Source organism: Streptomyces sp. NBC_00154 (assembly GCF_026342835.1).
Classification (GTDB): domain Bacteria; phylum Actinomycetota; class Actinomycetes; order Streptomycetales; family Streptomycetaceae; genus Streptomyces.
In genome coordinates this window covers 16,981-42,504 of sequence record NZ_JAPEMI010000003.1, presented here as the reverse complement: position 1 = coordinate 42,504, position 25,524 = coordinate 16,981, and the positions used below count along the sequence as shown (strand labels likewise).

Sequence of the window (25,524 nt, the reverse complement as noted above, 5' to 3'; positions counted from 1 at the left end):
TCCTGTGCTCGCCCACGTCAGCGACACACCGGCTGACAGCGGCGATCCCTGCCAGCCGACAAGGCGCGATCGGCGTACGTCAGGATGCGCGCCCTCCGCGCGGGGCGGGTGCGGTAGTGGGATTGGTGCCGCGTTACAACCTCTCACGAGCGATCAAGAGGGATCCAGGTGAATGCCAGCAGGGCCCTGGACATCGGCCGCCCGCCCGAGCACGACCTGCGTACCATCCTGGACGCGATCCTCTACGTGGACCGCACCGGAGTGCAGTGGCGCTACCTGCCCCACGATTTCCCGCCCTGGGAAACGGTCTACGGCTACTTCGCCAAGTGGGAGAAGGACGGCGTGTTCACCCAGCTCAGCGGGCTGCTGCGGAGTCGGCTCCGTGAACACGAAGGGCGAAGAGCGCAGCCGTCCGCGTGCGTGATCGACGCGCAGAGCGTGAAGACCTCCACCAGCGTCCCCCGCTAGTAGTGCTTGGTCAGGTCGATATAGGGGTGGGTATGTCGCGGTGGCAGGTGGGGCAGGCGCCGGTCCAGACTGCGAGCAGGGTCTGGAGTTCGCGGACGACTTGGTAGAGGCTCAGGCCGGCGCCGCGTCTTTTGGGGCTTGGGCCAGTCGTTGCAGGGTGCAGAAGGCGTGCGCGACAGAGACAAGGGTGACGTGGTGGTGCCAGCCGCCCCAGGTTCGGCCCTCGAAATGGGCCAGGCCCAGGGCCTGTTTCATCTCCCGGTAGTCGTGCTCGATGCGCCAGCGGAGCTTGGCGAGCCGGACCAGCGTGGTCACAGGCATGCCGGAGGGCAGGTCGGACAGCCAGAACTGCACCGGCTCGGGCTCGCCGGCGGGCCATTCGGCCAGCAGCCAGCACTCCGGCAGCTCCGGGCCGTCGGTGGCCTGCCGGACCTCACGTCCGGCGGGCCGGATGCGCAAGGCCACGAAGCGGGAGTAGATGCGCTTGAAGCCGGAGCGGCCGGTGCCGGGCCGGGAGCCTTCCCGCCACTGCACCCCTCGTGCGGCCTTCCGCCCCGCCGCGATGACCAACTCCTTGACCGACCGCGGCTTGTCGGGATACTTGGCCACCGGCGGGCGTCCGGTCCCGGAGTACGGCTCGGCCACCGGCACCGCGTCGCCGGGCTGGGCCGACAGCGTGCTGGAGATTCCCACCACGTAGTTCAGGTCGCGGGCCTGCACCCCGTGCCGGAACGCGGCGGCGTCGCCGTATCCGGCATCAGCGATGACCAGCGGCACCTCGATGCCCCACGAGCGGGTCTCATCGAGCATGTCCAGAGCCAGCTGCCACTTCTCCACGTGCCCGACATCCTCGGGGATCTGGCAGACGGCACGCCGGGCGGCCTTGTCCGGATCGGCCTTTGGCGAGTGGGGGTCCCATGTCTCGGGCAGGAACAGCCGCCAGTTGACCGCCGCCGAAGCATGATCCGAGGCAAGGTGCAGCGAGACGCCGACCTGGCAATTGGTGACTTTGCCCGCCGTGCCGGTGTACTGCCGCGACACACACGCCGAAGCGGTCCCGTCCTTCAGGAACCCCGTGTCGTCGAAAATAAGCGCGGACGGCCGGATCGCCGCTTCCATTCTCCAGGCCACCCTGGCCCGCACATGCGCCGGATCCCAGGGACTGGTGGTCACGAAATTGGCCAGCGCCTGCCGATTCCCGTCCTCACCCAGCCGGGCCGCCATCGGCTCGACCGACTTGCGCCGCCCGTCGGTCAGCAGCCCCCGCAGGTAGACCTGCCCCCACCGACGCTGATCCTTCCGCGCGAACGGCTCGAACACCTCCGCCGCGAACGCCTCCAACTCACCACGCACCACAGCAATCTCGTCCGGAGTCACACACTCCCAACGCCGCACCGGGCCAGAAGGACACGCACCACCGCAGCCGACCTGACCAAGCACTACTAGGAGTCAGGGCACAGACGCGGGCAAGAAACCCCCCGAGCCGCGCGGTGGATGCCTGGCCAATGACGGAGCTGTCGGCCGAGCAGTTGGGGGAGCTGCTTGTGGACATGCACAAGCGGGGGCGGGGCGGGCGATATCCGGGAGAGGGGCTGGCGTCTGTTGCTGGCTGAGCTGTTTTCCCGGTGCGACGTGGTAGCAGCGGTGGCTGCCCTGCGTAGGGGAGACGCTCTTGCGGCAGGGGGTGGCTGCGGCAGAAGGCATCCGTCGGAGACTGGGCCGCCTACGCCGCCGAAGTAAGCCGACGACGGGTCCTGAGCCCACGCCCCCGTCGGCCGACGGGACACGACAGTCAGGACAGGTCGGCACTCAGCAGGGAGTACATGATCATGTCGCGACGTTCGGCGCCCACCATCTGCCAGCTGCGGAGCAGGCCCTCACGCTGGAATCCGACGCTCTCAGCCGTTCGCGCCGACGCAGCATTCCACGGCTCGAGGCAGAGCTGAAGACGGGGAATCTTCAGGTCACCGAGTCCCCAAGCGGCGACCGCTCGGAGAGCCGCCGCGGCGACACCCTGCCCACGAGCGGACCGGGCTACCCAGTAGCCGAGCGATGCACGGCCCTCGTTCACGTCCCTCAGCCACAAGCCGATCGCCCCGACTGGCTGACTATCCTGAACGCGCACGATGACGAACGGATACCCGCTACCCGTTGATGCACGGTCCCACTGCCGCCGGACAAAGGCTTCGCCGGCCTCCTGCGAGTACGTGGAGGGGACGGTCGTGATCAACGGGATGTATTCGTCGCTCGACGCCTCCTGGACGAGTGGCAGGTCGCCGAACTCCCAGGGGCGGAGCACGAAGCTGTCGCCTGCCGTCAATCGCGGGACATCCAAGGGGTGATCCATGATCGCATCCTGCCGCGACCACGGCCGGGGTGCACGCCTACTACCCGGCCGGACAGTTCTAATATCCGACTCCACCATTAGCGATCTACCCCACCGAGACCATCGAGGCCCACTGCGCCTTCATCGTCCGCCGCCGGTCCCTGTGACCGGGAGCCGAGTACCGCACGCCCACCGAAGCCGAATGGGACAACTTCCTCGCCCACTTCGAGAAACGCAAGCTTTCCGTCGGCATCTGCGCGGAATCCCCCGACATCTACCAGCGCGTCCAAGGCGGCAGCGCATGACACCACCACGCCCGCACCACCCACCGGCGACCGCAGCAGCAACTGGCCACTGTGGCCCTCGGTGCCTGAATTTCCTCCCCGGGAGGCCCCTTGCGGCCGGCCGATGCAGGGCGGACGCCTGTGCGAGGATCGCGGCGTGAACGATCTACGCTTCCGTCTCGCCGCCGACACCGACCTTGATGCTGTCGTGCGTCTGCGCGACGACGCTGCCCGCTGGATGCTTGCCCAGGGCGTCACTGGTCAGTGGCAGCCTGGTGAGCTGGGCGGGGACCACTTCCGCAAGATCATGGACAGTGGCGAGGTATGGCTCGCGGAGGCTGCCGAGCGTGTGGTCGGGGCCTGGGAGCTGTGGTGGGAGGACGAGGACGCCTGGGGGCCGCAGCCGCCGACGGCCGGCTATGTGCACCGACTGATGGTGGACCACAGCAGTGTCCCGTCCGGGACAGGGCGGCAGCTTCTGCGAGTCGCGGAGCGCCGCGTGGCCGAGGCGGGCCGAGAGTTGGTGCGGCTGGACTGCCTGGCTGGCAACGCACGCTTGAATGCGTACTACCTCAGCGCCGGCTACCAGGTTGTCGGGAGCAAGGAGGGCAAGCCGCAGCCGGGCGGCACGCCCAAGTCGTTCACGCTCCTCGAAAAGCTCGTATGGGATGGCGGGGAGTAGGACCCGCCTTCAGTCGTTGTCCGCGGCCTTCTTGGACCAGTTGCTCTGGGGGCCCTGGCGGGTGAGCCGCCTCGTCATGAGAGTGATGAATGTCCAGTCCAGGTGGGCTTCGCTGTGCTGGGGAAGTCGCTCTCAGAACTCCTAACGAAATGATCTTCGAGGTGGTTGGATCATTCCGAGACTGATGATCCGGGGGTGTGGGGTGGCTCTGCCGAAGCCGTGGGAGGTCGACGATGAGTTGTGGGCAGTGATCGAACCGCTGTTGCCCAAGATCGAGCGTCGGGTCCGGCACCCGGGGCGCAAGCGGCATCCGGACCGGCTTGTGTTCCAAGGCATCCTGTTTGTGCTGCACACCGGGATCGCCTGGGAACATCTGCCGCAGGAACTCGGCTTCGGCTCGGGCATGACCTGCTGGCGGCGGCTGGCCGAGTGGGCCGAGGTTGGTGTGTGGTCCCGGCTGCACGAGGCCCTCCTCGTGAGGCTCCGCAGCGCGAACGCCCTGGACTTCTCCCGCGCGGCGGTCGACGGCTCCCACATCCGGGCGTTAAAAGGGGCCCCAAGACGGGACGAAGTCCCGTTGACCGGGGCAGAGCGGGCAGCAAGCATCATCTGATCACCGATGCCACCGGCATCCCGCTCGCCGCCACCTTGACCGGCGGCAACCGCAACGACGTCACCCAACTCATCCCACTCCTGCAGGCCGTGCCACCGGTGCGGGGCAAGCGGGGCCGGCCCCGTTACCGCCCCGATGTGGTGCTGGGTGATCGCGGCTACGACCATGACAAGTACCGCCGTCTCGTCTGGGACCTCGGCGTGAAGCCGCTGATCGCCCGCCGCGGCACCGAGCACGGCTCCGGCCTGGGCAAGCAACGCTGGGTTGTAGAGCGCGCGTTCGCCCACCTGCACTGGTTCCGCCGACTGCGGATCCGCTGGGAGATCCGCGACGACATCCACGAAGCCTTCCTCACCCTCGGATGCGCGCTCATCTGCTGGCGGCGACTGCGCGCTCTGGTGACCGATGGCGTGGGCTAGTTAGCCGCCGCTAGCCGGTTTAGAACTTCCTTGGGGGTGAAGCTCCAGCCGACCAGGCGTGGCCCGCTCCAGTTGATACCGATCACGAGTCCATCCTGGGCGGCATCGGGGAGTACGCGATCGCACCAGGTGTCCAAGGGCATGGACTCAACGCGGAGCCCACGCCCCCAGATCTTCGCTGCCCTCTGGGCGCGGGTCGAGGTCGACCAGAAGGGAAGACTTCGCGTGCCGTCTGCAGAGAGGTGAGTGGGGCTTCCGTCGTCATCCCGGACAAGCCAGACCACTCTGCTTTGGCGTACGTCTCCGAAGAATGCCGCCGCTTGCGAACCGCTCTGACTCATGGCCGCCGAGCCTACCGTGCCCCAACACTCATTTCGTTAGAAGTTCTCAGTACTCCAGTCAGAATTCGTGTCCTGAGCTGCTGGTTGTCGTTGTTCGGGTATGGACGTGGTACCTGAAGTCGATTGCTGGAAGGCCGAGTTGGAGTCAGTTTTCGATCGAGTGGCGGGCCGGTTCGGGCGGGCGGATCTGCGGTGGCGGATGCGTGACTACGTGCGGGGGCTACTGGCGCCGGTCGGGCGGAAGAACGGCTGGCAGCTGGCCGCATGGGCCGGCCACCGTGATCCGGCGGGCCAGCAGCACCTGCTGAACGGTGCCCGCTGGGACGCCGATGCCGTTCGCGACGACGTGCGGGACTACGCCGCCGAGCGGCTCGGTCCGGGCGGGGTACTGATCATCGATGACACCGGGTTCGTCAAGAAGGGCACCACCTCGGCCGGGGTGGGCCGGCAGTACACCGGCACCTCGGGGAAGATCGACAACTGCCAGATCGGCGTGTTCGCCGCCTACGCCACCAGCTTGGGCCGGGCCCTGGTGGACCGGGAGCTCTACCTGCCGAGAGCCTGGACCTCCGACCGTGAGCGGTGCCGGGCAGCGATCAACGGCCTCGCGATCTCCCACAGCCCGTCCGGAACAGTCCGACTCCACATACCCCGTCCCATGACCAGCACAACGAGCGAAGCCCACATAGGACACCGTCTTAGCCTTGATCCACCGAGGTGGTTTGAGAGTGGTCTTTTGATCGGCTTCGGGTCGGGTGGCCGGGTGAGGGCAGCTTGTGTCCGCTGGTCTGCCCAGCATTTCCACGGTTCGGTTCCGGTCGGGCCCTTGCGGGCGGGGCGGGCAGGGGCTGTTCGTATCAGCCGGCCGGTCCGTGGGCGGTGGAGAACAGGTGTGTCCAGGCGTGCTGCCAGGGCCAGTTGTGCGGTAGGTGCAGGGTGATGCGGCGGCCGGAGCGGGCGATCCGGGCCGGAACGTGGACCAGGTGGGTGCGGATCGTGGCGGTGGTGGCCCTGGCGTGGAAGGCGGAGGCCTGTGCGCCGGTGGCCCGCAGCAGGTTGTAGGTCATCGCCCACAGGGTGAGCCATGCGGCGTTGGCGTGGAAGTGTGCGGAGGGCAGGTGGGCCAGGGCAGAGGCTTTGCTGTCGGCGATGACCTGCTCGATGACCGCGTGGTGACGGTGTTCGCGTTCGGCCTGGAGGGTCTGTGCGGGCTGGTCGGTGAAGAACGGGTGGTAGCGCCAGACGGGAAACAACTCGCCCTGCTCACCCACAACGGCGGGTTTGGCCAGGTCGCGGACCCGGCGCACGATCAGCCGCGCGGTGACCCGCTCTGCTTTTGTGCGGCTGGCGAACGCGGTGTAGGCGGGGATCTCGGCGACTTCGGCGTCCGAGATGAGTTCACCGGTTGCGGGATCGGGCACCGCGGTCGGGTACGTGATCTGCTGCCAGGCCTGGTCGGGGAGGGTGTGGATGGCCCGTTTGATGGAGGGGTTCATCCCGCAGGTGATCGAGAAGTGGGCTCCGGCCCGGCGGCAGGCGGCGATCACCCCGGCGTTGTAGAACTGCGAGTCCGCTCGCAGGATCCGGGTGCCGGTGCAGCCCGCCTCGACGGCGGTGGCCAGCGCCTCACTGACGAATTTCGGGGCCCCACGGGAATCGGCTGCCTTGCCGCGGCGCATCCGTACTGTTGCGATCACCGGCCGGGAGGTGGGGGTGCAGATCGTGGCAAGCAGGGGGTGCAGGGTGCGGATGCCCTTGAACCGGCCGTACTCGGCGCCCTGCTTGGCCCGGCCGTAGACCCGCTTGTGGGTGGAGTCGACATCAATGAACACCATCTGATCGGCGCCGGGAAGCAGCGGGGTGTGCGCGGCCAGTTGACCGAGGAACCTGCGGTGGACAGCGTGGAGTTGGAGTGCGTGACCGTGGGTGAACGCGCGAAGGAACGTGCCCAGCGTGGACGGCGCACGAACCCCTCGGAACAGGGCGGGCATCGCGCCGTGCCGCAGCACGTGGAGGTCGTCGATGCTGTCCGCGCCCGCCGCCATGCCGGCCACGATGCTGCTGACCTTGGCGCCCGCCGACGCACCCGCGCCGTTCGTCGTCCCGCTCAGCTCCACCTTCTGCGTCACCAGGCCCGACAGCCCACACCGTTCGGCCAGCCGCATCACCGGAACCAGCCCGGCAAGCGCGACCAGATTCGGGTCATCGAACGCAGCGGAGACCGCCGCTGGAGTATGGGAAACTTGCATCTCGGAAGTGCCTTGCCGATCGTGCGTGCTGGAAGCCTCAAGAACTCCCATCATCGCAGGTCACAAGGCACTTCCTTGTTTCCCGAAGAGTCATCCACAGCCATCAGATCGGTGGATCAAGGCTTAGCAGGCGGTGAGGGCCTCAGGGGCGTCCGAGGGCGCGGACGGTCCAGCCCGCCTGGCGCCAGGTCTCGGCGTTGAGGGTGCCGCGGCCGTCGATGACCCTGGGGGTTCCGGCGCGGGCGGCAAGCGGGTGCGGGTCGATGTGGGAGAACTGCGGCCACTCGGTCAGATGCAGCAGCAGGTCGGCATTCTGGACTGCGGCGCTGGGGTCGTCGATGTAGTCGAGTTCGGGGTGGGTTTTGCGCGCGTTGTCGATGGCCTGGGGGTCGGTGACGGTGACCGTGGCGCCGAGTTCGTGGAGCTTTTGTGCGACGGCGAGGGCGGGCGAGTCACGGATGTCGTCGGTGTTCGGCTTGAAGGCGGCGCCCCAGATGGTGATCCGCTTGCCGGTGAGGTTGTCGTCCAGTTGTTCGCGGGCGAGGTCGATCATGCGCTCGCGGCGCCGGTTGTTGATCGCGTCGACCTCTCGGAGGATTGTCAGGGCCTGGTCGACGCCTAGCTCGTCGGCGCGGGCCATGAAACCGCGGATGTCTTTCGGGAGGCAGCCGCCGCCGAAGCCGAGGCCGGGTTGCATGCCGCGCCGTCCGATGCGGACGTCGTGGCCGAGGATGTCGGCGAGCCGGGTGACGTCGGCGCCGGAGGCCTCGCAGACCTCGGCGATGGCGTTGATGAAGGAGATCTTCGTGGCGAGGAAGGCGTTCGCGGATGCCTTGGCGAGTTCGGCGGTGGCCCAGTCGGTGACGATCGTAGGCGTCCCCGCTTCGATGATTTTCTCGAAGCACTGCCGCAAGATGGTCTCGGCCCAGGAGAACTCGGTCTCGAAGCCGAGGACGAGCCGGTCGGGGCGGAGGGTGTCCTCGATGGCGGACGACTCGCGCAGGAACTCCGGGTTCCAGGCGACCTCGATGGCGTCCCCGGCGGGTGCGAACTCGTTCAGCAGGTCGCGGACGCGGGGTGCGGTGCCGACCGGGACGGTCGACTTGACCGCGACCACGGCCGGGCCTTTCAGGTGGGGTACCAGCTGGCGGACAGCGGAGAACAGGTGACTGAGGTCGTAGGCGTGCTCGCCGGGCAGCTGCGGGGTGCCCACTGCGATGAAGTGCAGGTCGGCGAAGGCGGCGGCCTCGGTGTAGGAGGCGGTGAACTTCAGGCGCCCCGAGGCGGTGTGGCGGGCGAGCATCTCGTCGAGGTCACGCTCGTGGAAGGGGGCTTTGCCGGAGTTGAGGGCGGCGACCTTGTCCATGTCGGAGTCCATGCCGAGGACCTCGTGGCCGAGTTCGGCCATGGAGGCCGCATGGGTGGCGCCGAGGTAGCCGCAGCCGACGACGGTGAGCTTCATGACGGGGTTCCTTTGCGAGATGGGGCTGCCGACGTCTCACCTCTGCCCCGCCCGGAAGCGCGGGGTGCTCAGGCAGGCCGGGTGAACGGGTAGCGGTTGATCCCGTCCCTGATGAATGCCGGGATCGTGCGGGCTCTCATCACAGCCGCCCGCGAAGACCGGGGGGAGGGCTCGCAGGGGGGCTCACAACTCGCAAACACGGTTCACGGCCGGGCCAGGAGGAATATCGTCAGTGATCCACGGGACATGCACGACTCTTCGTCCCCAGCCGAGTACGAATCTCGTTCGCCACCAAGTACAGACATTCGTGCTCAGCCACTCGTTCGAGTCGTGTGTGGCCCGGTCACCGGTAAAGGGAGAAGGCCGTGGCATCGACCAAGCGCCGGACCCGTCCGCCCAACACAGACCTGGCCCAGCTCATCGAAGCCAGCGGCGCGAGCCACAAAGCGCTGGCCGTGCGCGTCAACCAGCTTGCCCACCTCGCCGGGATAGGGACCGACTACTCACACACATCCGTGGCGAACTGGTGCCGCCGCGGGATGACACCGAAATGGCCGGTCCCTAAGCTGTTGGCGCAGGCCATCAGCGAAAGGCTCGGCCGGCCGGTCAACCTGAGCGAGATCGGGATGGGTGAGGCGGAGACAACAGACGCCTCTGTGGGGTTGGATTTCCCGCGAGACCCCGCCGATGCCGTCCGCGTCGCCACTTCGTTCTGGAGCACCGTGAACCACCGCGACTTCCTGGCCGGATCCGGCTTCGCCGCCTCTGCCTTCACCACCCCCGTCACCAGATGGCTCGTCACCCCCGCCGACGAGACCGCCGACCACGCCGGCGGCCAGCAGGTCGGACGGGCCGACCTCGACGAACTGCGTGAAGCCGCCGACGACGCCCGCCGCTGGGACTCCAAATACGGCGGCGGGAACTGGAAGGCCAACTCCGTCACCGACTGCCTCGACCACCGGGCCGGTCCCCTGCTGCAAGGCAGCTTCTCCGACGAGATCGGCCGTGAACTCTTCTCGGTGACCGCCGAGCTATCCCGGCTTGCGGGATGGACGGCGTTCGACGTCGGCGAGCACGAACTGGCTCAACGGCACTTCATCCAGGCCCTCCGCCTTGCCCGTGCCGGCGGCGACATGCAGCTCGGCTGCTATGTGCTCACCACCATGGCCATGCAGTCCCTCATGCGAGGCTTCGCCTCGGAGGCCGTGGACATGGCCCAGGGCGCCTTCGAGCGGGCCAAGGGCCAGGCCGTGCCCCGCGTACTGGCGTTCACCAAGCTCATCGAGGCCCGCGCTCACGCCCGCGAAAGCGACCCCCGGGCTGCCTCCCGGGCCCTGAAAGCCTCCGAAGACCTCCTCGGCCGGGCGAAGGACGACAGCGGCGACGAACCCGCGTGGATCGACTTCTATCACCACGCCCGCCTCTCGGCGGACGCTGCCGAGATCTTCCGAGACCTGAAGAACCCCAAGATGGCCCTGACCTGGAACCACCAGGCCGCCGCAATGCTGCCCGGAGTGTTCACCCGCTCTGTCGGCATGCGGCTCGCCATCGTCGGAACCGCCCAGCTCCAGGCCAAGGATCTGGATCGCGGCCTGGAGCTGGGCAACCGCAGCGTGGACATCCTCGCCCGGGTCAAGTCCTCCCGGGCCAAGGACTACGTCAGCGAGTTCAACGCGGCCCTCGCTCCTTGGCGGCGCGAGCCGACCGTCCGCGAGTTCATCCACCGGAGCCGCAAGGAACTCGGAGTTGCCGCCTGACCCGCCATCTTCTCGACAACGTCAGAACCCGTCTGTGGCCCTGCAGGCTCAAGTAGTGGGCGGCCGGAACGGGCGCCCATGACCTCGTGAGCTTCTTCAAGTCTGTCGAGAACGAACGGGCAAGCCATTCAAACGAGCCAGCTGGGCCAGCGACGTCTGTCTGCCCGCGGGCGAATCCGCCAGACTGCCCTTCGGTCCGGCCACCGACTGCTGGATCGATGGGGCGAACACGTTGCTGCTGACCGGCTCCTTCGGGCGTGAATCGGCGTTCCGGAAACGCTACCGCGGTGGTGGTACCGCCATGGGGTCTCCGAGTCGTTCCAGGCCTGGCGGGCCTTGTACTCCGCGACCGTTCCGCTCGATGTTGGTCTCGATGAGGCGGAATCGCGGCGCTCTCAGGCCTGTTCCGCTTTGCAGAAATCGATGATCTCGTCCAGGCCGGGCTCGTACCCGTCCGTGGTGTCGACGCGAAGCGTGGGCAGGTCGAGGGTGATGCCTCGCCAGTCAGCCACCGTGAAAACGGGGTTAGGGGCGGAGTGGGAGGCCTGTCGCACCTCGTTGCTCGCGTCCCGTTCGCTCCTGCGGGCGTGGGCGGTCTCGGGGTCGACATGGCACTCGATGATCCGCGCGTTGGGCGCCGACCCAATCTCCTCGAGCAGGCGGTGCCAGGCAGGTCCCTGGAACGCCGCTTCGGCGACCGTGGTCGCGCCGGCATCCAGCAACACGCGCAAGACATCGCGGAAGACCGTGAAGGTCTGCTGGTTGAGCGTGTCGCCCGGGGCGGGCCGGTAGCCGGGCAGGGAGAAGGCCATGCCCTCCTTACGAGTAGCCGCACGATAGGGCTTGGGACGTGCTGGCCTGGCGGTTCGGCTTGGGAGTGGATCAGTAGGCCGTCGCGCGGACGAGGTCGAGTTCCGTGCTCGGCCTGCTGCGGGTTGGGCGCTTTGCGCTGCGGTCGGAGACCAGGGCGCCGATTGCGGCGATGGCCTCGGGCAGGTCGTCGCGCTCGCCGGTCCAGCGTTGCAGCGACCGCCACTGCTTGACCTCTGCGTTGGCGTGCTCGACCATGATCCGCCGTTGGGATTGGCAGCGGCGCGCGTGGTCGTAGAAGTTGCGCTCGGACGGCCCGGCGTCCGCCGCTGGTTTCTTCGGCGGGGCGCTGACCTGGCCGGGGAAGTCGCGGGCCAGGCCGGCATAGCCGGAATCGACTTCGGCTTTCACGTTCGGGTGCAGCCGCAGCTGCTCCTCGATGCCCTCGGTGCGTACTGCGGTGGCATCGTGCATCCGGCCCGGGCGGATCGCCCCGAGCCACAGCTCCCGGCCCTGCTCGTCGCTGATCATCGTGGCCTTCTCGGTGTTCTGCTTCTTCTTGCCCGACACGAACGCCTTACGGCCCGGCCGCCCCGCCTTCGGGCGACGTACCTGCACCTCGGTACCGTCGATCCGCAGCATGATCCCCTCGGCCTGGGCATAGGCGAACACGTCCGCGAGGGTCCTGAGCCTGATCCCGGGCCGATCCGGCACCGCGAAGCCGCGAGCGGCCAGCAGCGGGCGCACCTCGCCGACCGCCCGGTCGATCGTGGAGGGCGAAACTCCGAACAGCGCCGCGAGCACCCTGTGTGACAGCGCCCAGCGCAACACCACCAAGGTCACTAGCACCCGGTCCACGAAGACCAACTGGTGATCCGGCCCAGCCCCAGCCGCCCGCAATCGGCCATGGCCACGCCGTTTGGCCAGCTCAGAGTCTCGGGCTGCGGTCCACGGCCCGGCCAACTCGGTGATCAGTCCACCCAGGTGTTCCTTCGAGATCCCGCACAGGGCAGAATCAGAGCAGGCCGCGCGGGCCCAACTTGACTTCACACTCCAGATGATCCCGCGCGGCTCTTCGCCTTCCGGCACCAGGGCGGCTGCCGGAGCCTGACCGCCGATACCCCGATCACTCGGGCCCGGGCCGGTGCGCCCATTCCTGGTCGAGGATGCTGAAGACTTCGGAGTCACGCCAGCCGTCCCGGATCCGCGCGGTGTGCCGGTGTCGGCCCTCGTGGGTCATGCCGAGCTTGCCCAGCACCCGGGCCGATGCGACGTTGCGAGGATCGCAGGTCGCGTAGATCCGGTGCAGTCCTATCAGCCCAAACCCTCTGCCGAGAAGTTCCCCGCCGATGGCTGTGCCCACGCCTCGACCCCACACCCGAGGATGGACGAGATAGGAGATCTCGCCCTGGCGGTGGGCCAGGCTACGGACCTTCAGCTCGCCGATACCGACGAGTTCACCGTCGAGGCAGGCTGCATACACGAATCTCGTCTGCGGGGACTGCAACCGGGCATCCACCGCGCCTTGGACGAAGTCCCGCGTCTGTTCCTCGGTGTTCGGCCCCCACGCCTGGTAGCGGCAAGCCTCCGGCAGGCTGGCGAAGGCATGTACAGCGTGGCAGTCACCGACAACGAGCTCGCGCATAGTCACCGAGGTTTTGATCACGAGCCGATCCTGTCAGGCCAGCATCGCCAAATACCAGCACTCAAGTCGCGGGGCTCCTACACGATCAAGATCGCGTCATTATCGTGCGGCTACTCGTTAATCTCGTCGCGGCAGATCGCCGGGCACCCGATGCGCCGGGCGAGTCGGTGGGCAAGGGTGGTCTTGCCGGATCCGTAGGGTCCGGTGACAACGATTAGGGATGGCACGGAGTTCAGCACCTCGTTTCCGCGGTCTCGAAATACTCGGGTATCTTGCCGAAGTCCGGCGGCATTGCGTGTTCGCTTGCGCTCGCAGGCGCGATACCTGCACGAGCAACCAATTCCTTGGTGGCGCAGCCTTGGTGCTCCGCGATGGTGGTGAGCACCGTAGTGCGCGTGAGGCCCAGACGCGTCGCCAGGCCGGGGGAGTGCACTTGGCCAGGCGCGGAAGCAGGGGTGGTGAGTTCACGGGGGCGCTGGTCCTGGCAGGCGGGATAGCTCACGGAAACAGGCCGGCCGTCGGTGACGATGTGGGGTCCTTCCGCTTTATGGCCCGCCGCCCGGCTGGTGGACGAACGACTGATGGCGGACGCGACCCTGCCTGAAGGCCTGAGCACGGACACAGTGGCACTGCTCAACGTTCGCTGTTTGCTGTCGCAGGACATCCAGCAGCCCGCCGTTGCACTTTGGTTCGGTGCAACGGCGGGCTGTGTCGGCAGGGGGTTACTACAGCTCCCGCTCGATCTGGTTCTCGCTGACCTTGTCCTCGCGCATGGTCGCCTCGTTCTGGACGGCGTAGCGCGTCTGCGCCCCGCTGCCCTCGGCGCTGCGGATCTCGCCCCGCTGGAGCTCGTCCTGCTGGTCCCGGTACTCCACGTGCTGTCCCTTGCGGTAAGGCATGGGGATCTCCAAGTCTCGTATGGGTCGGCGGGGGCTGGTCCCGTTCGTTCGGCAGGGGCGCCCCGCCCTCTTGGCGCCCGCGACTATCGCCAGGCGCACTCACAGCCCACCCCCAACTCCGCCCTACGGCAATCACTACGGGCCGAATGGATGACGCCTCGCTCGCCGCCGCGTCAACGTCCTCGGGAGCTTCCTCTGCGACGGACGGTGCTGCGAGCCTGTGCCGCCCACCGCTCTCGCGGCTTGACATCCGGCCAGGGGCGCCCGTTGATCCGTACTTCGCAGCCCGGCCGATGTGTTCGTTCTTCTCGGGGAGATCTGGGAGGTCACCTCCCCCGTTTGCCAGGTGGATGAGTTCGCCTGGGGCCTGGGAGGCAGGCCAGGCCCTGGGGGCGACGGTGATGATGACGGTGGAAACCGCCGACCGGGGGCCGGCGTCCGCGTGCTCACATGGTGGTGCGGGCGGCCTCGGGATGCTGGTTGGGGCAGCGGCGCGGATCGTCCAGCCGTTCCACGGCCAGTAAGACCGACCGGCAGTAGGTGGCGGAGCACGGTTGCGATGAGGGGTGGCAGCAGAACGGGCACAGGCCCGCGTGATCATGGAGTTCTCTACGCTCTGTGACCGCGAAGGACGACTGTGCCCGCGCTGCCATCATGCCTGCTTGAACCCGCCTGGGACCAGTTCAGGGGCCCTGCTGCCCGATCGGGCCGAGTTTGACCCCGACCATCCGCTCGGCTGCCATCGACGGCGTATACCGGACCGCGTCGTCTTCGACCACGTCGTCCAAGCGCTGATCCACGGCTCCGGATACGAGCGCATCTCCTCGCCCGGATGCTCCGACCGCACGATCCGACGCCGCGTCAAGCTGTGGGCTCAGATGGGGATCTCGCAAGCGCTGCACCGGATCGCCCTGGAGGCGTACGACCGCATGATCGGCCTCGACCTCGATGAAATCTCGGTCGACGGCTGCATCACCAAGGCGCCGTGCGGCGGAGAGAAAGCGGGGCGCTCGCCCGTCGACCGGGGCAAGCAGGGACTGAAGCGCTCGGTCGCCTCCGACGCGTGCGGGGTTCCACTCGGGATCGTGTCCGCCGGGGCGAACCGGCACGACTCGCCGCTGCTCGGCCCCACCCTGGCAGCGGCCAAAGAGCAGGCCGGTGCGATGCCGGAGGCCGTCAACGTTAACCTCGACCGCGGGTACGACAGCACCAAGTCACGTGTGTTGATCGGCGAGTTGGGATTCTCGGCCGAGATCGCCCGCAAGGGCGTGCCCGCCCCGATCCAGGCCGGCAAGCGCTGGGTGGTGGAGCGCACGCACTCGTGGATGAACGACTACGGCAAGCTGCGGCGCTGCACCGAGAGGAGCGGCGATGTCGTGGACTTCTACCTCTACCTCGCCGCCGCACTCGTCACGCTCCGCATGCTCATTCGACGCTCGACGAGCCGCTACCGCTGGGACGGCCGCCCCACCACCCGACGCCTCAAGTGATCCATTTGCCGGTGGGTCTAAGTCCGCCAGGGCGCACGGTCCGTGATCACACGGCCCGGCATGCGAAGGCGCCGGGGTCGCCAGGACGGGCGGCTCCCCGGGGGCCCGATGCTATGACTTCGGCCCGCGCTCCACCGCCTGAGGTGTGCGGACCAGCCGCCGACTACGTGGGAGAGGCGAAAGGGTTCCCGTCGGGCGCCACTGGGCTGCTCCACTGCGCGCCCGGAAGCAGGACAGGAGCCCAATCCGGGCCGCGGTGATCCAGCCACCACCTACCGATCGTGCGGAACTTCTCCTCGAACCCGCGATCCCAGTTGAGGAACCCGGTGATCGGTGCCCGCAGGCGAGTACGACGGCCACCCGCTTCGTAGATCACAACGGTCTGGGTCCCCTGGACGCGTTCGACGCGGATGGCCTGGACGTTCGACCACTGGATGGTCCGGCGGCGGAGGCTGTGCACGATGGCCGTCGACTCCGTGAGAGTGACGCCGAGGTACTGCCCGAGGACGTGCAGCACGAACAGCGCGGCGACCCACATGCCCAACGACTCGGCTATCTCAGACCCGGCGGGCGTCCAGGTCATCCAATCCCAGACCTTCGTGCCCCACACGATGAGGAGGAGGGGTAGAACAGGCAGTACGCGTTGGAGACGCGTACACCGGTAACGGATGTGCTCCGGCGGCACAACCTCGACCTGCAATTGCTCCACCAAAACCCGCCCCTCACACAACGCAGCCACCGTCGGCACATGATCGCCAGGGCAGCATGGCGGACCGGGGGCGCGCTGTCCATTGCCTACGGCTGCCAGCCGAGCGGGCCAGGAGGGTCATTCGCATGCTGTTCGCGGCCGCTTTGACCTCCTGCAAGCAGCCCCGGGGTCCTGGCTCACGGACGACCGTGAGCTGTCGACCAGCGTCAGCAGCTGCGGAAGGCTGTCGACCCAGAGCCGCTGGGGCGGCTGCGGTGCTGCCCCGGGGGGTTCCGCTAGAGACGACGCTGCCAGGTCTGGCCGACGAGGTCGTGCCCGAAGTTGTGATGGGGCTCTTCGGTGATGAGCTCGAAGCCCTGCTTCTGGTAGATGCGCCGGGCCGAGCCGAGGACGTCGTTGGTCCACAGGGTGATCGACTCGTACCCGGCCTCCCGCGCGAACCGCAGGCACTCGTCGACCAGGCGGGCACCCAGGCCCAGCCCGCGTGCCGCGGGATCGACCAGCAGCAGTCGCAGCTTCGCGGTCCGGTCGTCCCCGCGTACGCAGAAGACGCAGCCGGCCCGCTCTCCGTCGACGTCGGCGATCCATGCCGCCTGCGGTCCGGGGTCCTTCTGCTCGGCGTAGTCGGCGACGATCCGTACGACGAGCGCCTCGAAGCTGGTGTCCCAGCCGAACTCGTGGTCGTAGAGCGCGCCGTGCGCCATCACCACCCAGCCCAGGTCCCCGGGCCGATCCAGCGGCCGGATGACCACCTGACGCTCCTCCATGATGTCCTCACTCCCGCATCACTGAAACGACTGTTTCAGTAGACTAGCCCGATGACCCGATCCGAAACAAACCCCTCCCCGCGGCGGCAGGAGCTGCTGGAAGCCGCATACGCCTACGCTCTGCGCAGCGGCCTCACCGAACTGTCCCTGCGCCCGCTCGCCGAGGAGATCCAGTCCAGCCCGCGCGTGCTGCTCTACCTGTTCGGCAGCAAGGACGGCCTGATCCGCGCCCTGCTCGCGCGGGCCAGAGCCGACGAGCTGGCCGTCATCAGGGAGATCGCCGGCTCGCAGGACGGGCCCGAGGGGCTGCAATCGGTCGCCCGCGAACTGTGGCGGTGGCTGTCCGACGCCGCCCACCGCGGCCTGCTGACACTGTGGGTCGAAAGCTACGCCCGCTCCCTCACCGACCCGGACGGGCCGTGGGCCGGTTTCGCCAGCGATACGGTCGGCGACTGGCTGACGCTGCTCGCCTCCGGGCAACCCGCCGAATTCCGCGATACCGAGGCCGGGCTCGCGCAGCGCACCCTCGTCCTCGCAGCCCTACGGGGAGCGCTGCTGGACCTGCTCGCCACTGGCGATACCGCGCGCACCACCGCGGCGGTGCACCTTCAGTTGGCTCAGTCGGGGTGACGTGGACCGGCACTCAGCAGACCTACGGCCCGCTCCGTCTGCCATCGCTTGCCTTACGTGTTCTCACTCCGGGGCGTCGCCTCTGCCTCTCGCCGCATCCACAACGGTCTTGATCCCGGTGGCTCACCCTCTTGCGTGGACGGTAGGCAGTCGACTTGAAGCGGGGAGGATGTCATAGCTCCTTGGCATCATGGGGGCCGTGATTGCCATTGGTGCCTCAGACGTTCCTGACCTGCCTCTTCGTGCTCGGCTGACCGAGTTGCTAGAGGGGATCGATCCCTGGGATGAGCAGGAGCGCGCGCACCTCGCCACGGCAGCGGAGTGGATCGCAAGCGGAGCTCCGCTGTATCGGACGCAGAAGCCCGATGTTCCGGCGATGCACCTGGTCAGCTACTTCGTGGCCCTCGACGAGGCCCGCGGGAAGCTTTTGCTCGTCGCTCACCGCAAGGCCGGCCTGTGGCTTCCCAGTGGCGGCCACGTCGAGCCGATGGAGGACCCGTGGGAGACGGTTCTGCGCGAGTGCTGTGAGGAACTGCGCACCGAGGCCGTTCCGTCTCGGGTGTCCGGCAAGAATCCGTTCTTCTTGACCGTCACGCGAACGCGCGGGCAGGGACAGCACACTGATGTGTCGTTGTGGTACGTCCTGGCCTCAGAGGCAGGTGACATCGCCTCCTTCGACGAGGATGAATTCGAAGCGATCAAGTGGCTGCCACTGCAGCAGGTCCTTGCCGAGCCCGGGGACACACTTGACCCTCACATGCATCGCTTCACCAGCAAACTCATGGCTGCCCTTGCCCGCGCGCAGTGACCTCGGAACGCCTGCATGGCCTTGGCGTCATCCGGCCGAGCCGCGCTCGCACCTTGGCGACCTCGGCTTTGCGACGTTAGATCTGGGCGAGGCGGGATTCCGGCAACCGTCCCGCCTCCGGGGCCCCGGCGCGGCGCTGTTCGAATTCAGCAGCGCGCCGGGCTCTGCCGCATCGGCGCTGCCGACCAACCACTGCTTCATGCCCAGCAGTTCGCCGCCGGCCGCGCCAGTTCGCCCGACCACTCGCTCATCAACAGGCCGTCAGCGACTCGCGCCGAATAGCAGCTCCACCAGGGGATCCCCCTTCAGGAATGCCGCCAGCTCCGTGCGGTCCGGCGCGGTGGCGGGGCCGCGGCGCCCCACCGCGTATGCTGCCGCCGCGTTGGCTCCGCGCGTGGCCGTCAGCGGGTCGTGACCCTGGCTGAGCAGGGCCAGGAACGAGCCGACATGCGCGTCCCCCGCCCCGTTGCTGTCGACCGCGTCGACCGGGAAACCCGGCACATGGCGCGGGGCCTCGCCGGGCGCCGCCAGCCAGCAGCCGTCCTTGTCCGCCCGTACGAGCACACCCGCGCCCGGAGCCAGGCGTTCCTGCAGGGCCGCTGCCGCCGCGCGCGGATTGTCGTGGCCGGACAGCAGGCGGGCCTCGCGGGCATTGGCGCTGAGCCAGTCCGTACGGGCCAGGACCGGAGAAAGCACCGCCTCGGGGATGTCGGCCACCAGCGGCGCCGGGTCGAAACAGACCGTGATGTCGGCCGGCAGCCCCGCCGTGAAGCGCGACAGCAGCGGGCCGTTGACCGGCATCACCATCCCGTAGCCGGAGAGCTGCACCAGATCGCCGGGCCGCAGCCGCGCGGCGACCACGTCGACATCCGACTGCGTCAGCTCCGCATCGACCCCGAAGCTGGTGACGAAGGTACGTTCGCCGCCGCCGTCGACCAGGGCCACAGTGAAGCCGGTGTCGCCGTCCGTACGGGCGGGCAGCAGTGTTCCGATCTGTTCGGCGGCGAGTGCCTTGCGTACGAGGTCGCCGTACGGCCCCGTGCCGTGCAGCCCTGCGAAGACCGCTTCCGCACCGAGGCGGCGGGCCGCGACCAGGGTGTTGAAACCGCCGCCCGTAGTCAGTTCCGTACGCGTGCCGATGACGTCGCCGCCGCGTTCGGGCAGTGCGGGAACCTCGATCACCAGATCGGCGATGACATTGCCTGCGAGGACGAGACGGCCGTTCATTGTCCGGCCTCCTGAAGAGCGGGGAAGGCGGGTTCGTTCCCGGTACCTGCCGCGGTGCTGGTACGTCGGCCGAACAGCGCGTACACAACCGCTCCGACGGCCATCGAGATCGCCCAGCCCAATCCGTTCACGCCGAACCAGGTGTCGGAGAGCGAACCCGCGAACCAGACGTCGGTGTCGCTCGTCGACGCCTTGGTGAAGAGCAGACCGGCCACGATGGCGGCGGCCCAGCCGAGGACGGCCGGAAGATGGAAGCCGCCCGTGTACCAGTACCGGCTGGTGCGGGTGGTGTCCATCAGCGCATCGGAGTCGTACGTACGCCCGCGCAGCGAGTCCACCGCGATCACGCCGATCCAGGCCGAGATCGGTACGGCGAGCAGGGTCAGGAAGGTGGAGAAGGGGCCGTAGAAGTCGTCGGCGATCAGCATGAAGTAGATACCGCCGGCGAACATCAGCACCACATCGAGGGCGACGGCCATGGGGCGCGGCACCCGCAGTCCCAACGTGATCATCGTCAGCCCGGCGGAGTAGGTGGAGAGATGGTTCGACATCAGCAGCCCGCCGAAGGCCGCGATCAGATAGGGGATCGCCATCCAGGAGGGCAGCATCGCGTTGATGGCGGCGACCGGGTCGGCGGAGGTGGCGAGCGTCGGATCGCCCGCGGAGAGCAGCGAGCCGAGCGAGATCAGCAGCACGAGCGGGATGCCCGCGCCGAACGCCGAGGCCACAATCAGCCGCCTGCCAGGAATCTCGCGGGGCAGATAACGGGCGTAGTCCGCGCCCGCGTTGGCCCAGCCGATACCGGTACCGGCGGCGATGAAGCCGATGCCGGCGACCACGCCGCTGGTCGGACCCGTCGGGGCGTCGAGCACCTTGGCCCAGTCGACGGTCGCGGCCAGGAAGCCCATCACGATCAGATTGAGGACGCCGAAGACGACCGTGGCCCACTTGTTGATCCACATGATGGTGGCGTGGCCGAGACCGCTGATCAGCAGCGTGCAGACGATGAAGACCAACAGACAGACGAGCGTGAGCACGGTGTTCTGGACGACACCGAACGCGGTGCCGAGCAGCGCGAGCAGCGCGTACGCCGCGGTGGTGGTGGTGATCGTCTCCCAGCCGACCCGGCTCAGCCAGGTGATCAAGGTCGGACCCGCGTTGCCCCGCTGCCCGAAGACCGCGCGGGAGAGGGTGAGCGCCGGGGCGCCGCCCTTCTTGCCCGCCAGGCTCAGGGCCCCCACCAGCGCGAAGGAGCCGAAGGCGCCTACGACGGCGACGAGAATCGCCTGCCAGATGTTCAGGCCGCGGAAGGCGACGAGGGTCGCGCCGAGCGGGAGCCCTAGGATGCTGATATTTGCGGCGAACCAGGTCCAGAACATCTGGCCGGCCTGGCCGTGCCGCTCGTTGTCGGGGACCGGTTCGATCCCTCGGGTCTCAATGGCGCCGACGCGATCGTTCGTCTTCGAAGCGGCCATGACGGAACCTCCTAGCAAGGTGCGAAGGGGCGGGTGGCGAAAGCGGTAAAGCGGGAGCGCCGGAGGCCTGGGGGGTTTCGCGGCGCGCAGGGGCCTTGGGGCGCTCAACGGAGTGCGAGCAGCCGGGCGGTCAGGGGTTCCAGGACGAGGGAGTTGACGGTACGGAGCGTCCGGACAGCCTCGGTCGGCAGCGCGGAGAGCCCGGCGACCGACCCGGCGATCGCGCCCGCGATGGCGCCGATGGTGTCGCTGTCGCCACCGAGATTGGCGGCGAGCAGTGCGGCTCGCCAAGGATCGCCGTCTGCCACGGCGAGTACCGCGAAGGCGGCGGGTACCGACTCCTGGCTGGCCACGCTGGTGCCGATGAGCGCGCAGATCCGGTCCAGAGCCTCGGCCTCCGGGAGACCCCGTACCAGCTCCCACGCCCACTCGATCCGGGACGCGATATCGGCCCCCGCGATCCAGTGCCCGCGCCGCGCGCCCGCCCGGGCAGCGACCACCGCGGCGGCGACGGCCTCCCCAAGTGTGCCTCCACCGACACCTGTACTGACGGCGGCGGCGACGGCCGCAGCGCCCGCGATCCCGATGGTTGTGTCATGAGTGACCTGGCAGGACTCCACGACATGATCGAGGAAGGACTCCAGCGGCTCAACGGCGAAGGCGATCCCGACCGGGGTGACGCGCATCGCGGCGCCGTTGGTCGTGCCGTACCTCCCCGCCTCCTCCGTCGGTACGCCACGGGCCACTGCGTCCAGAGCGGCCTTGGTAGACGGGCCGAGGAGATCGAAGGAACCCTTGGCCCTCATCTCCTTCTCCCAGTCGAGCAGATCATGTGCGAGGCGCAGCGGGTCGATCCGGCCGCGGCCCTCGTCGATCAGCCGGCCGACGATCACGGCCTGATCGGTGTCGTCGGTGACCGATCCGGCGGGCATGCCCGCACTGACCGGGTTGTCGGGAAGGGCAGGCTCGAAGCCGGTGAGGGTGCCGTAGACCCGTACGACGTCCTGACGGGACATCACCTGCGTAGGCATGCCGAGAGCGTCGCCGAGGGCGAGTCCGTAGTACGCGCCGAGGGCGCGGTCGAGTCGGTCGGTCACAGTCGGCCTCCTCGGCCCGAGCGCACGTGCAGTTCGAATCTGGCGGGGTCGAGCAGGCTGGTGACCTGCTCGGTGACCGAGCGGTCGGCGGCCCGGTAGACCTGGGTGAGTCGTAGAAAGGACTCGCCCGGGGAGCGGTGCAGTACTGCGGCTTCCGCCGCGTCGAGCCCGCGGACCGACACCAGGCCCTCGCCGGAGTCGGTGATACGGCCCGCGGCGATCAGAGCCCGGCTGAGCGAGCCGCCGTCAAGTCCGCGCTCCGGTAGCCCGGAGAGGTCCCCGGTGGCGGGGATCCTGCTGTGTTCGAGCGATACGCCCTGCCCGTTGGCGAGCCGTCTGACCCGGTCCAGGGCGATGAACCTGCTCGATGCGAGCCCCAGCTCGGCAGCCAGCTCCTGGTCGGTCACCTCCTCGAAGCGGAGGGTCTCGGTCGTCAGCTCGGTGCCCTGCTCGGCCAGCGCCCGGGTCCAGCCGAGGCGGTTGTCCAGCGGTGTCCCGTCGAAGGTGACGAAGGAGCCGATCCCCGCATGGGTGGAAATCAGCCCCTCTTCACCGAGGACCTGGAGCGCCTGCCGCAGGGTGGTGCGGCTGACGCCGAACCGCTGGGTGAGGGCGTGCTCCCCGGGCAGCCTGCTGCCGTCTGTATGGACCCCGGCGCGGATCTCGTCGGCGAGCACGCGGGCGATGCGATGATGCTTGTGTACCTGTCCAGGCATGTCTAGAAGATAAGCGGACGGGCTCCTTTCGGTCCATAGTCCACGGAGAACTTCTTTTTGCTGACACGGGCCGGCTCCGGGTGGAGCGCAGGATTTCGACGGCGGCGAGGCCGTCGCGGACATGAGCGGCGCCGGTGGGTTCGGGTGAGCCGGGTGACGAACAGGTGGGGGTTGCTCGAGCCGAGTGCGAGCCATCACGATTCCCACCTCTGTCGGCGATCTTGTGATGCCGGCCGGCGAGCTCGCCGTGCAGGTGAATAGTCGTGCCGGTTTGTCCTTTAGAGTCCAATACACGTAGATTCCCGCCATGCTGTGCGCGAACTGTTTCCTCTCAGCTCGCAGTTGAGCGACAACGCGACCCGTCATCATCGGCTGGGAGGACCCCGCCCACATGTCCGGAACCGTAGACCGGTGGACCACCACACTGCGCAAAGCCTGGAGGGCCGGCACGCTGTGGCCGTGGTGCCTGGCGGCCATCGCGGCGGCCTGCGGCTACGCCGTGGCCACCGTCTTTCACCCCGGATACCTCAGCGCGGACAGCAACACCCAGCTGTGGCAGGCGCTGGGGGATGAGCCGGTGAACGACTGGCATCCGCCGGTTATGGCGCTTGTGTGGCGGATCATCATCCAGATCACGGGGGACTTCTCGGCCATGGCCGCCCTGCAGGCCGCCGTGCTGTGGGGGACGCTGTGGGTCCTCGCCCAACTGGTGTGGAAGAAGACCGGCAGCCGCGGGCTCTCCCTTGCGGTGCTGGCCGTCGGCTTCGCGCCGCACATCATGAACTTCACGGGAGTGGTGTGGAAGGACGTGCACCTGGCCTACGCGCTCCTCGCAGTCTTCGCGATCGCGCTCACCGTGCGTGAGCTGCCACAGGACAGGGCCAAGACCCGCTGGGCCCTGCTGGCGCTGGGTGTGCTGCTCCTCGCGTACGCCGCTCTCGTACGGAAGAACGGTGTCCCCGCCGTGATCCCGGTCTTTGCCCTGCTGGTCCTCGCGGCGTGGCCCGCCCCGGGCCGACGCCGCTGGCTGGCCGCCACCGGTGTCTTCGTCGCGGTCGTGATCGCCGGCAGCGCCGGTGTGTCCGCGGCTACTGCCCCGTTGACCACCAGCGTGTACGCGGTGATCCCGGTGGACGATCTCGTCCACGTGCTCACCCCGGCCCAGGTGCGCACCGCCGCCGAACAGGCCGGCGCGAGCGCGGACTTGCGTGACCGCCTGGTCACCACCGCCATCAACTGCCAGAAGCAGCACATCACCTCCGATGCGTACCTGCAGTGCTATCCGCACCGTCGGCCATTCGACGTGACGTATCTGAATCAGCGCGCCGACGTTGTCGTCCGGATGTGGACGCAGCAGATGCCGCAGCACTGGAAGGGCTATGCCGAGTACCGGGTCCGGGTCTTCACCAAGCTGCTCTTCCAGAGCAACCAGGTCTTCTGGAACGGCACCTATGTCAATGCCGGCGCCCGACTCCACCCCGAGGTGCAGAAGAAGCCGCTGAACGACACACTGAGGTCCGCTCTGCAGAACTATGTGACCGGTTTCGCCCGCGACCTGCCGATGCTTTTCCAGGGCTGGTTCTGGCTGGCCGTCTCGCTGGTGCTTGTGCTGCGTCGCCGGTGGACCGGTCCCTACACCCGGGAACTCCGGCTCCTCGGGGCCAGTTCCCTCCTGTACATCCTCGCCTACCTGCCCACGGCGCCCGAGTCCAACTACCGTTACGTGTACTGGCCCGCGCTCTCCGGGACCGTCGCACTCGCCCTCATCGCGATCGCCTTCGCGGCGCGTCGCCGCGCGGCGGCCGATGTGCCCGCCGGTGAGCCGGACGCCCGCCCCACCGTGCCGCCGGCCGGCCGGGCCCCCGAAACCGCCCCGTCGGGACCGCACGAGGACGCCGGCGTCGCCGTGTGACCGCCCGCTGATCCGGGCTGTCAATGCTTTCCGGCGCTCAGAGGTCGCTCTACCGCGAGCGCCATGCGGTCGAGTGCGGGATCAACCGCCTCAAGAGACACCGCGCCGTCGCCACGCGATATGACAAGCGCGCGGTCCGCTACGAGGCGACCGTCCCCGTAGCGGCCATGAACGAGTGGCTGTGACCAGCGGTCATACGAAACTGACCAGGATGGCGCGTGGGCGTCAGGAACCCATCGCGGCTCGGTCGGACTCGCTGCGAAGAACGCAGAATTCGTTGCCTTCGGGGTCAGCAAGGACTGCCCAGCCAGAGCCATCGGGGTTCCGATGATCGGTGACAAAGGTGGCACCGAGGCCGAGCAGCCGTTTTACTTCCTGCTCACGCGATGTCTCAGGGCGCAAACGCAGATGGATCCGGTTCTTGATCTTCTTAGACTCGGGCACCTGGTTGAAGTACAGCACTGGGCCCTCCGCCAGCAGCACCTGAGTCTCACGGTCACCCGGTTTGTCCTCCGGGTGTAGTGGACGGTCAGTCACTCTGCTCCAGAACCGGGCCAGCTCGTAGGCATCCGCACAGTCAATCGCCACGTTCTGCAATACCGAAACCATGCGCGCGAGCCTTCCTCACTTCCACTCCAGACGCCACCGAGTTGCGCTCAGCCTTCGCGCACACAGCTCAGGCGCATGGCAGCACTTTCAGCCTGAGGGATGGGACTTGGGTCCGCCACCTGCCCCCTC

General features: G+C 68.1%; 22 protein-coding genes and 4 pseudogenes. 10 read left to right on the top strand and 16 right to left on the bottom strand.

Features of this window, described 5'->3' with window-relative positions:
* Window positions 1-186: 186 nt before the first annotated feature.
* Window positions 187-462 (top strand): annotated as a pseudogene (locus tag OHA03_RS44885) (transposase); the annotation flags it as partial.
* Window positions 463-579: 117 nt separating this feature from the next.
* Here the strand turns inward: OHA03_RS44885 and OHA03_RS44880 are convergent.
* Together OHA03_RS44880 and OHA03_RS44875 are read right to left on the bottom strand one after the other, a co-directional pair.
* Window positions 580-1,845, bottom strand: coding sequence for an IS701 family transposase (locus OHA03_RS44880; RefSeq protein ID WP_267008511.1), 1,266 nt, complete (start codon window positions 1,843-1,845; stop codon window positions 580-582).
* Window positions 1,846-2,260: 415 nt separating this feature from the next.
* Entirely contained in the window at window positions 2,261-2,788 is a 528-nt protein-coding gene (locus OHA03_RS44875; RefSeq protein ID WP_267009734.1) for a GNAT family N-acetyltransferase, read from the bottom strand.
* A gap of 447 nt (window positions 2,789-3,235) precedes the next feature.
* Here OHA03_RS44875 and OHA03_RS44870 point away from each other — a divergent pair, with 447 nt between their 5' ends.
* Window positions 3,236-3,760, top strand: coding sequence for a GNAT family N-acetyltransferase (locus tag OHA03_RS44870; protein WP_267009733.1), 525 nt, complete (start codon window positions 3,236-3,238; stop codon window positions 3,758-3,760).
* A 184-nt stretch (window positions 3,761-3,944) separates the two neighbouring features.
* A protein-coding gene (locus OHA03_RS44865; protein ID WP_267009732.1) for an IS5 family transposase occupies window positions 3,945-4,792 on the top strand; the annotation gives its coding sequence in 2 pieces (ribosomal slippage) (window positions 3,945-4,308 and window positions 4,308-4,792; 849 coding nt in all).
* Here OHA03_RS44865 and OHA03_RS44860 read toward each other — a convergent pair.
* Window positions 4,789-5,133 (bottom strand): DUF2750 domain-containing protein, encoded by a 345-nt coding sequence (locus OHA03_RS44860; RefSeq protein ID WP_267009731.1) that lies wholly within the window; start codon window positions 5,131-5,133, stop codon window positions 4,789-4,791. The two genes, OHA03_RS44865 and OHA03_RS44860, sit on opposite strands and share 4 nt — an antisense overlap.
* An 80-nt stretch (window positions 5,134-5,213) precedes the next feature.
* Here OHA03_RS44860 and OHA03_RS44855 point away from each other — a divergent pair.
* Window positions 5,214-5,728 (top strand): annotated as a pseudogene (locus OHA03_RS44855) (IS701 family transposase); the annotation flags it as partial.
* 262 nt (window positions 5,729-5,990) lie between these two features.
* Here the strand turns inward: OHA03_RS44855 and OHA03_RS44850 are convergent.
* Window positions 5,991-7,382, bottom strand: a complete 1,392-nt coding sequence (locus OHA03_RS44850; protein ID WP_266999817.1) for an IS1380 family transposase — start codon at window positions 7,380-7,382, stop codon at window positions 5,991-5,993.
* A 142-nt stretch (window positions 7,383-7,524) separates the two neighbouring features.
* Entirely contained in the window at window positions 7,525-8,844 is a 1,320-nt protein-coding gene (locus OHA03_RS44845) for a UDP-glucose/GDP-mannose dehydrogenase family protein (protein ID WP_267009730.1), read from the bottom strand.
* A gap of 365 nt (window positions 8,845-9,209) precedes the next feature.
* On the opposite strand from OHA03_RS44845, the gene OHA03_RS44840 reads away from it, so the two are divergent.
* Window positions 9,210-10,601, top strand: coding sequence for a sporulation protein (locus OHA03_RS44840; RefSeq protein ID WP_267009729.1), 1,392 nt, complete (start codon window positions 9,210-9,212; stop codon window positions 10,599-10,601).
* Between the two features lie 395 nt (window positions 10,602-10,996).
* Here OHA03_RS44840 and OHA03_RS44835 read toward each other — a convergent pair whose 3' ends face one another.
* The 4 genes from OHA03_RS44835 to OHA03_RS44820 all read right to left on the bottom strand — a co-directional run bounded on the left by OHA03_RS44835 (window position 10,997) and on the right by OHA03_RS44820 (window position 13,955).
* Window positions 10,997-11,413 (bottom strand): hypothetical protein, encoded by a 417-nt coding sequence (locus OHA03_RS44835; RefSeq protein WP_267009728.1) that lies wholly within the window; start codon window positions 11,411-11,413, stop codon window positions 10,997-10,999.
* A 70-nt stretch (window positions 11,414-11,483) separates the two neighbouring features.
* A complete protein-coding gene (locus tag OHA03_RS44830) occupies window positions 11,484-12,419 on the bottom strand; it encodes a transposase (protein ID WP_267009948.1) in 936 nt (311 codons plus the stop codon).
* 118 nt (window positions 12,420-12,537) lie between these two features.
* Complete coding sequence (locus OHA03_RS44825) at window positions 12,538-13,056, bottom strand: GNAT family N-acetyltransferase (protein ID WP_267009727.1); 519 nt, start codon at window positions 13,054-13,056, stop codon at window positions 12,538-12,540.
* Between the two features lie 725 nt (window positions 13,057-13,781).
* Window positions 13,782-13,955 carry a hypothetical protein gene (locus tag OHA03_RS44820; protein WP_267009726.1) on the bottom strand — a complete coding sequence of 58 codons (174 nt, stop codon included), beginning with the start codon at window positions 13,953-13,955 and terminating at the stop codon, window positions 13,782-13,784.
* A 637-nt stretch (window positions 13,956-14,592) separates the two neighbouring features.
* Between OHA03_RS44820 and OHA03_RS44815 the strand changes: the two are divergent.
* A pseudogene (locus tag OHA03_RS44815) lies at window positions 14,593-15,445 on the top strand (IS5 family transposase).
* Window positions 15,446-15,608: 163 nt separating this feature from the next.
* On the opposite strand, the gene OHA03_RS44810 reads toward OHA03_RS44815, so the two are convergent.
* Both OHA03_RS44810 and OHA03_RS44805 read right to left on the bottom strand, forming a co-directional pair.
* Window positions 15,609-16,028: a hypothetical protein gene (locus tag OHA03_RS44810; RefSeq protein WP_267009725.1), complete on the bottom strand. Its 420-nt coding sequence runs from the start codon at window positions 16,026-16,028 to the stop codon at window positions 15,609-15,611.
* Window positions 16,029-16,429: 401 nt separating this feature from the next.
* Window positions 16,430-16,921 (bottom strand): GNAT family N-acetyltransferase, encoded by a 492-nt coding sequence (locus tag OHA03_RS44805; RefSeq protein ID WP_267009724.1) that lies wholly within the window; start codon window positions 16,919-16,921, stop codon window positions 16,430-16,432.
* A 51-nt stretch (window positions 16,922-16,972) separates the two neighbouring features.
* Here OHA03_RS44805 and OHA03_RS44800 point away from each other — a divergent pair, with 51 nt between their 5' ends.
* Window positions 16,973-17,551, top strand: coding sequence for a TetR/AcrR family transcriptional regulator (locus tag OHA03_RS44800; protein ID WP_267009723.1), 579 nt, complete (start codon window positions 16,973-16,975; stop codon window positions 17,549-17,551).
* 199 nt (window positions 17,552-17,750) lie between these two features.
* Entirely contained in the window at window positions 17,751-18,359 is a 609-nt protein-coding gene (locus OHA03_RS44795) for an NUDIX domain-containing protein (RefSeq protein ID WP_267009722.1), read from the top strand.
* Between the two features lie 261 nt (window positions 18,360-18,620).
* Here OHA03_RS44795 and OHA03_RS44790 read toward each other — a convergent pair whose 3' ends face one another.
* From OHA03_RS44790 to OHA03_RS44775, 4 genes are all read right to left on the bottom strand, one after another.
* Window positions 18,621-19,586 carry a PfkB family carbohydrate kinase gene (locus tag OHA03_RS44790; protein ID WP_267009721.1) on the bottom strand — a complete coding sequence of 322 codons (966 nt, stop codon included), beginning with the start codon at window positions 19,584-19,586 and terminating at the stop codon, window positions 18,621-18,623.
* Window positions 19,583-21,061 (bottom strand): cytosine permease, encoded by a 1,479-nt coding sequence (locus OHA03_RS44785; protein WP_267009720.1) that lies wholly within the window; start codon window positions 21,059-21,061, stop codon window positions 19,583-19,585. Before OHA03_RS44785 ends, OHA03_RS44790 begins: the two co-directional genes overlap by 4 nt.
* 104 nt (window positions 21,062-21,165) lie before the next feature.
* The gene (locus tag OHA03_RS44780) at window positions 21,166-22,158 is read right to left on the bottom strand and encodes an ADP-ribosylglycohydrolase family protein (protein ID WP_267009719.1); all 993 of its coding nucleotides are present in this window, start codon (window positions 22,156-22,158) and stop codon (window positions 21,166-21,168) included.
* On the bottom strand, window positions 22,155-22,874 hold the full coding sequence (locus OHA03_RS44775; protein ID WP_267009718.1) for a GntR family transcriptional regulator: 720 nt from the start codon (window positions 22,872-22,874) through the stop codon (window positions 22,155-22,157). Before OHA03_RS44775 ends, OHA03_RS44780 begins: the two co-directional genes overlap by 4 nt.
* Before the next feature lie 391 nt (window positions 22,875-23,265).
* Between OHA03_RS44775 and OHA03_RS44770 the strand changes: the two genes are divergently transcribed.
* Window positions 23,266-24,786: a hypothetical protein gene (locus tag OHA03_RS44770; protein ID WP_267009717.1), complete on the top strand. Its 1,521-nt coding sequence runs from the start codon at window positions 23,266-23,268 to the stop codon at window positions 24,784-24,786.
* 41 nt (window positions 24,787-24,827) lie between these two features.
* Window positions 24,828-24,971: pseudogene (locus OHA03_RS44765) on the top strand (IS5/IS1182 family transposase); the annotation flags it as partial.
* 40 nt (window positions 24,972-25,011) lie between these two features.
* Here the strand turns inward: OHA03_RS44765 and OHA03_RS44760 are convergent.
* A complete protein-coding gene (locus OHA03_RS44760; RefSeq protein ID WP_267009716.1) occupies window positions 25,012-25,395 on the bottom strand; it encodes a VOC family protein in 384 nt (127 codons plus the stop codon).
* Window positions 25,396-25,524 lie beyond the last annotated feature (129 nt).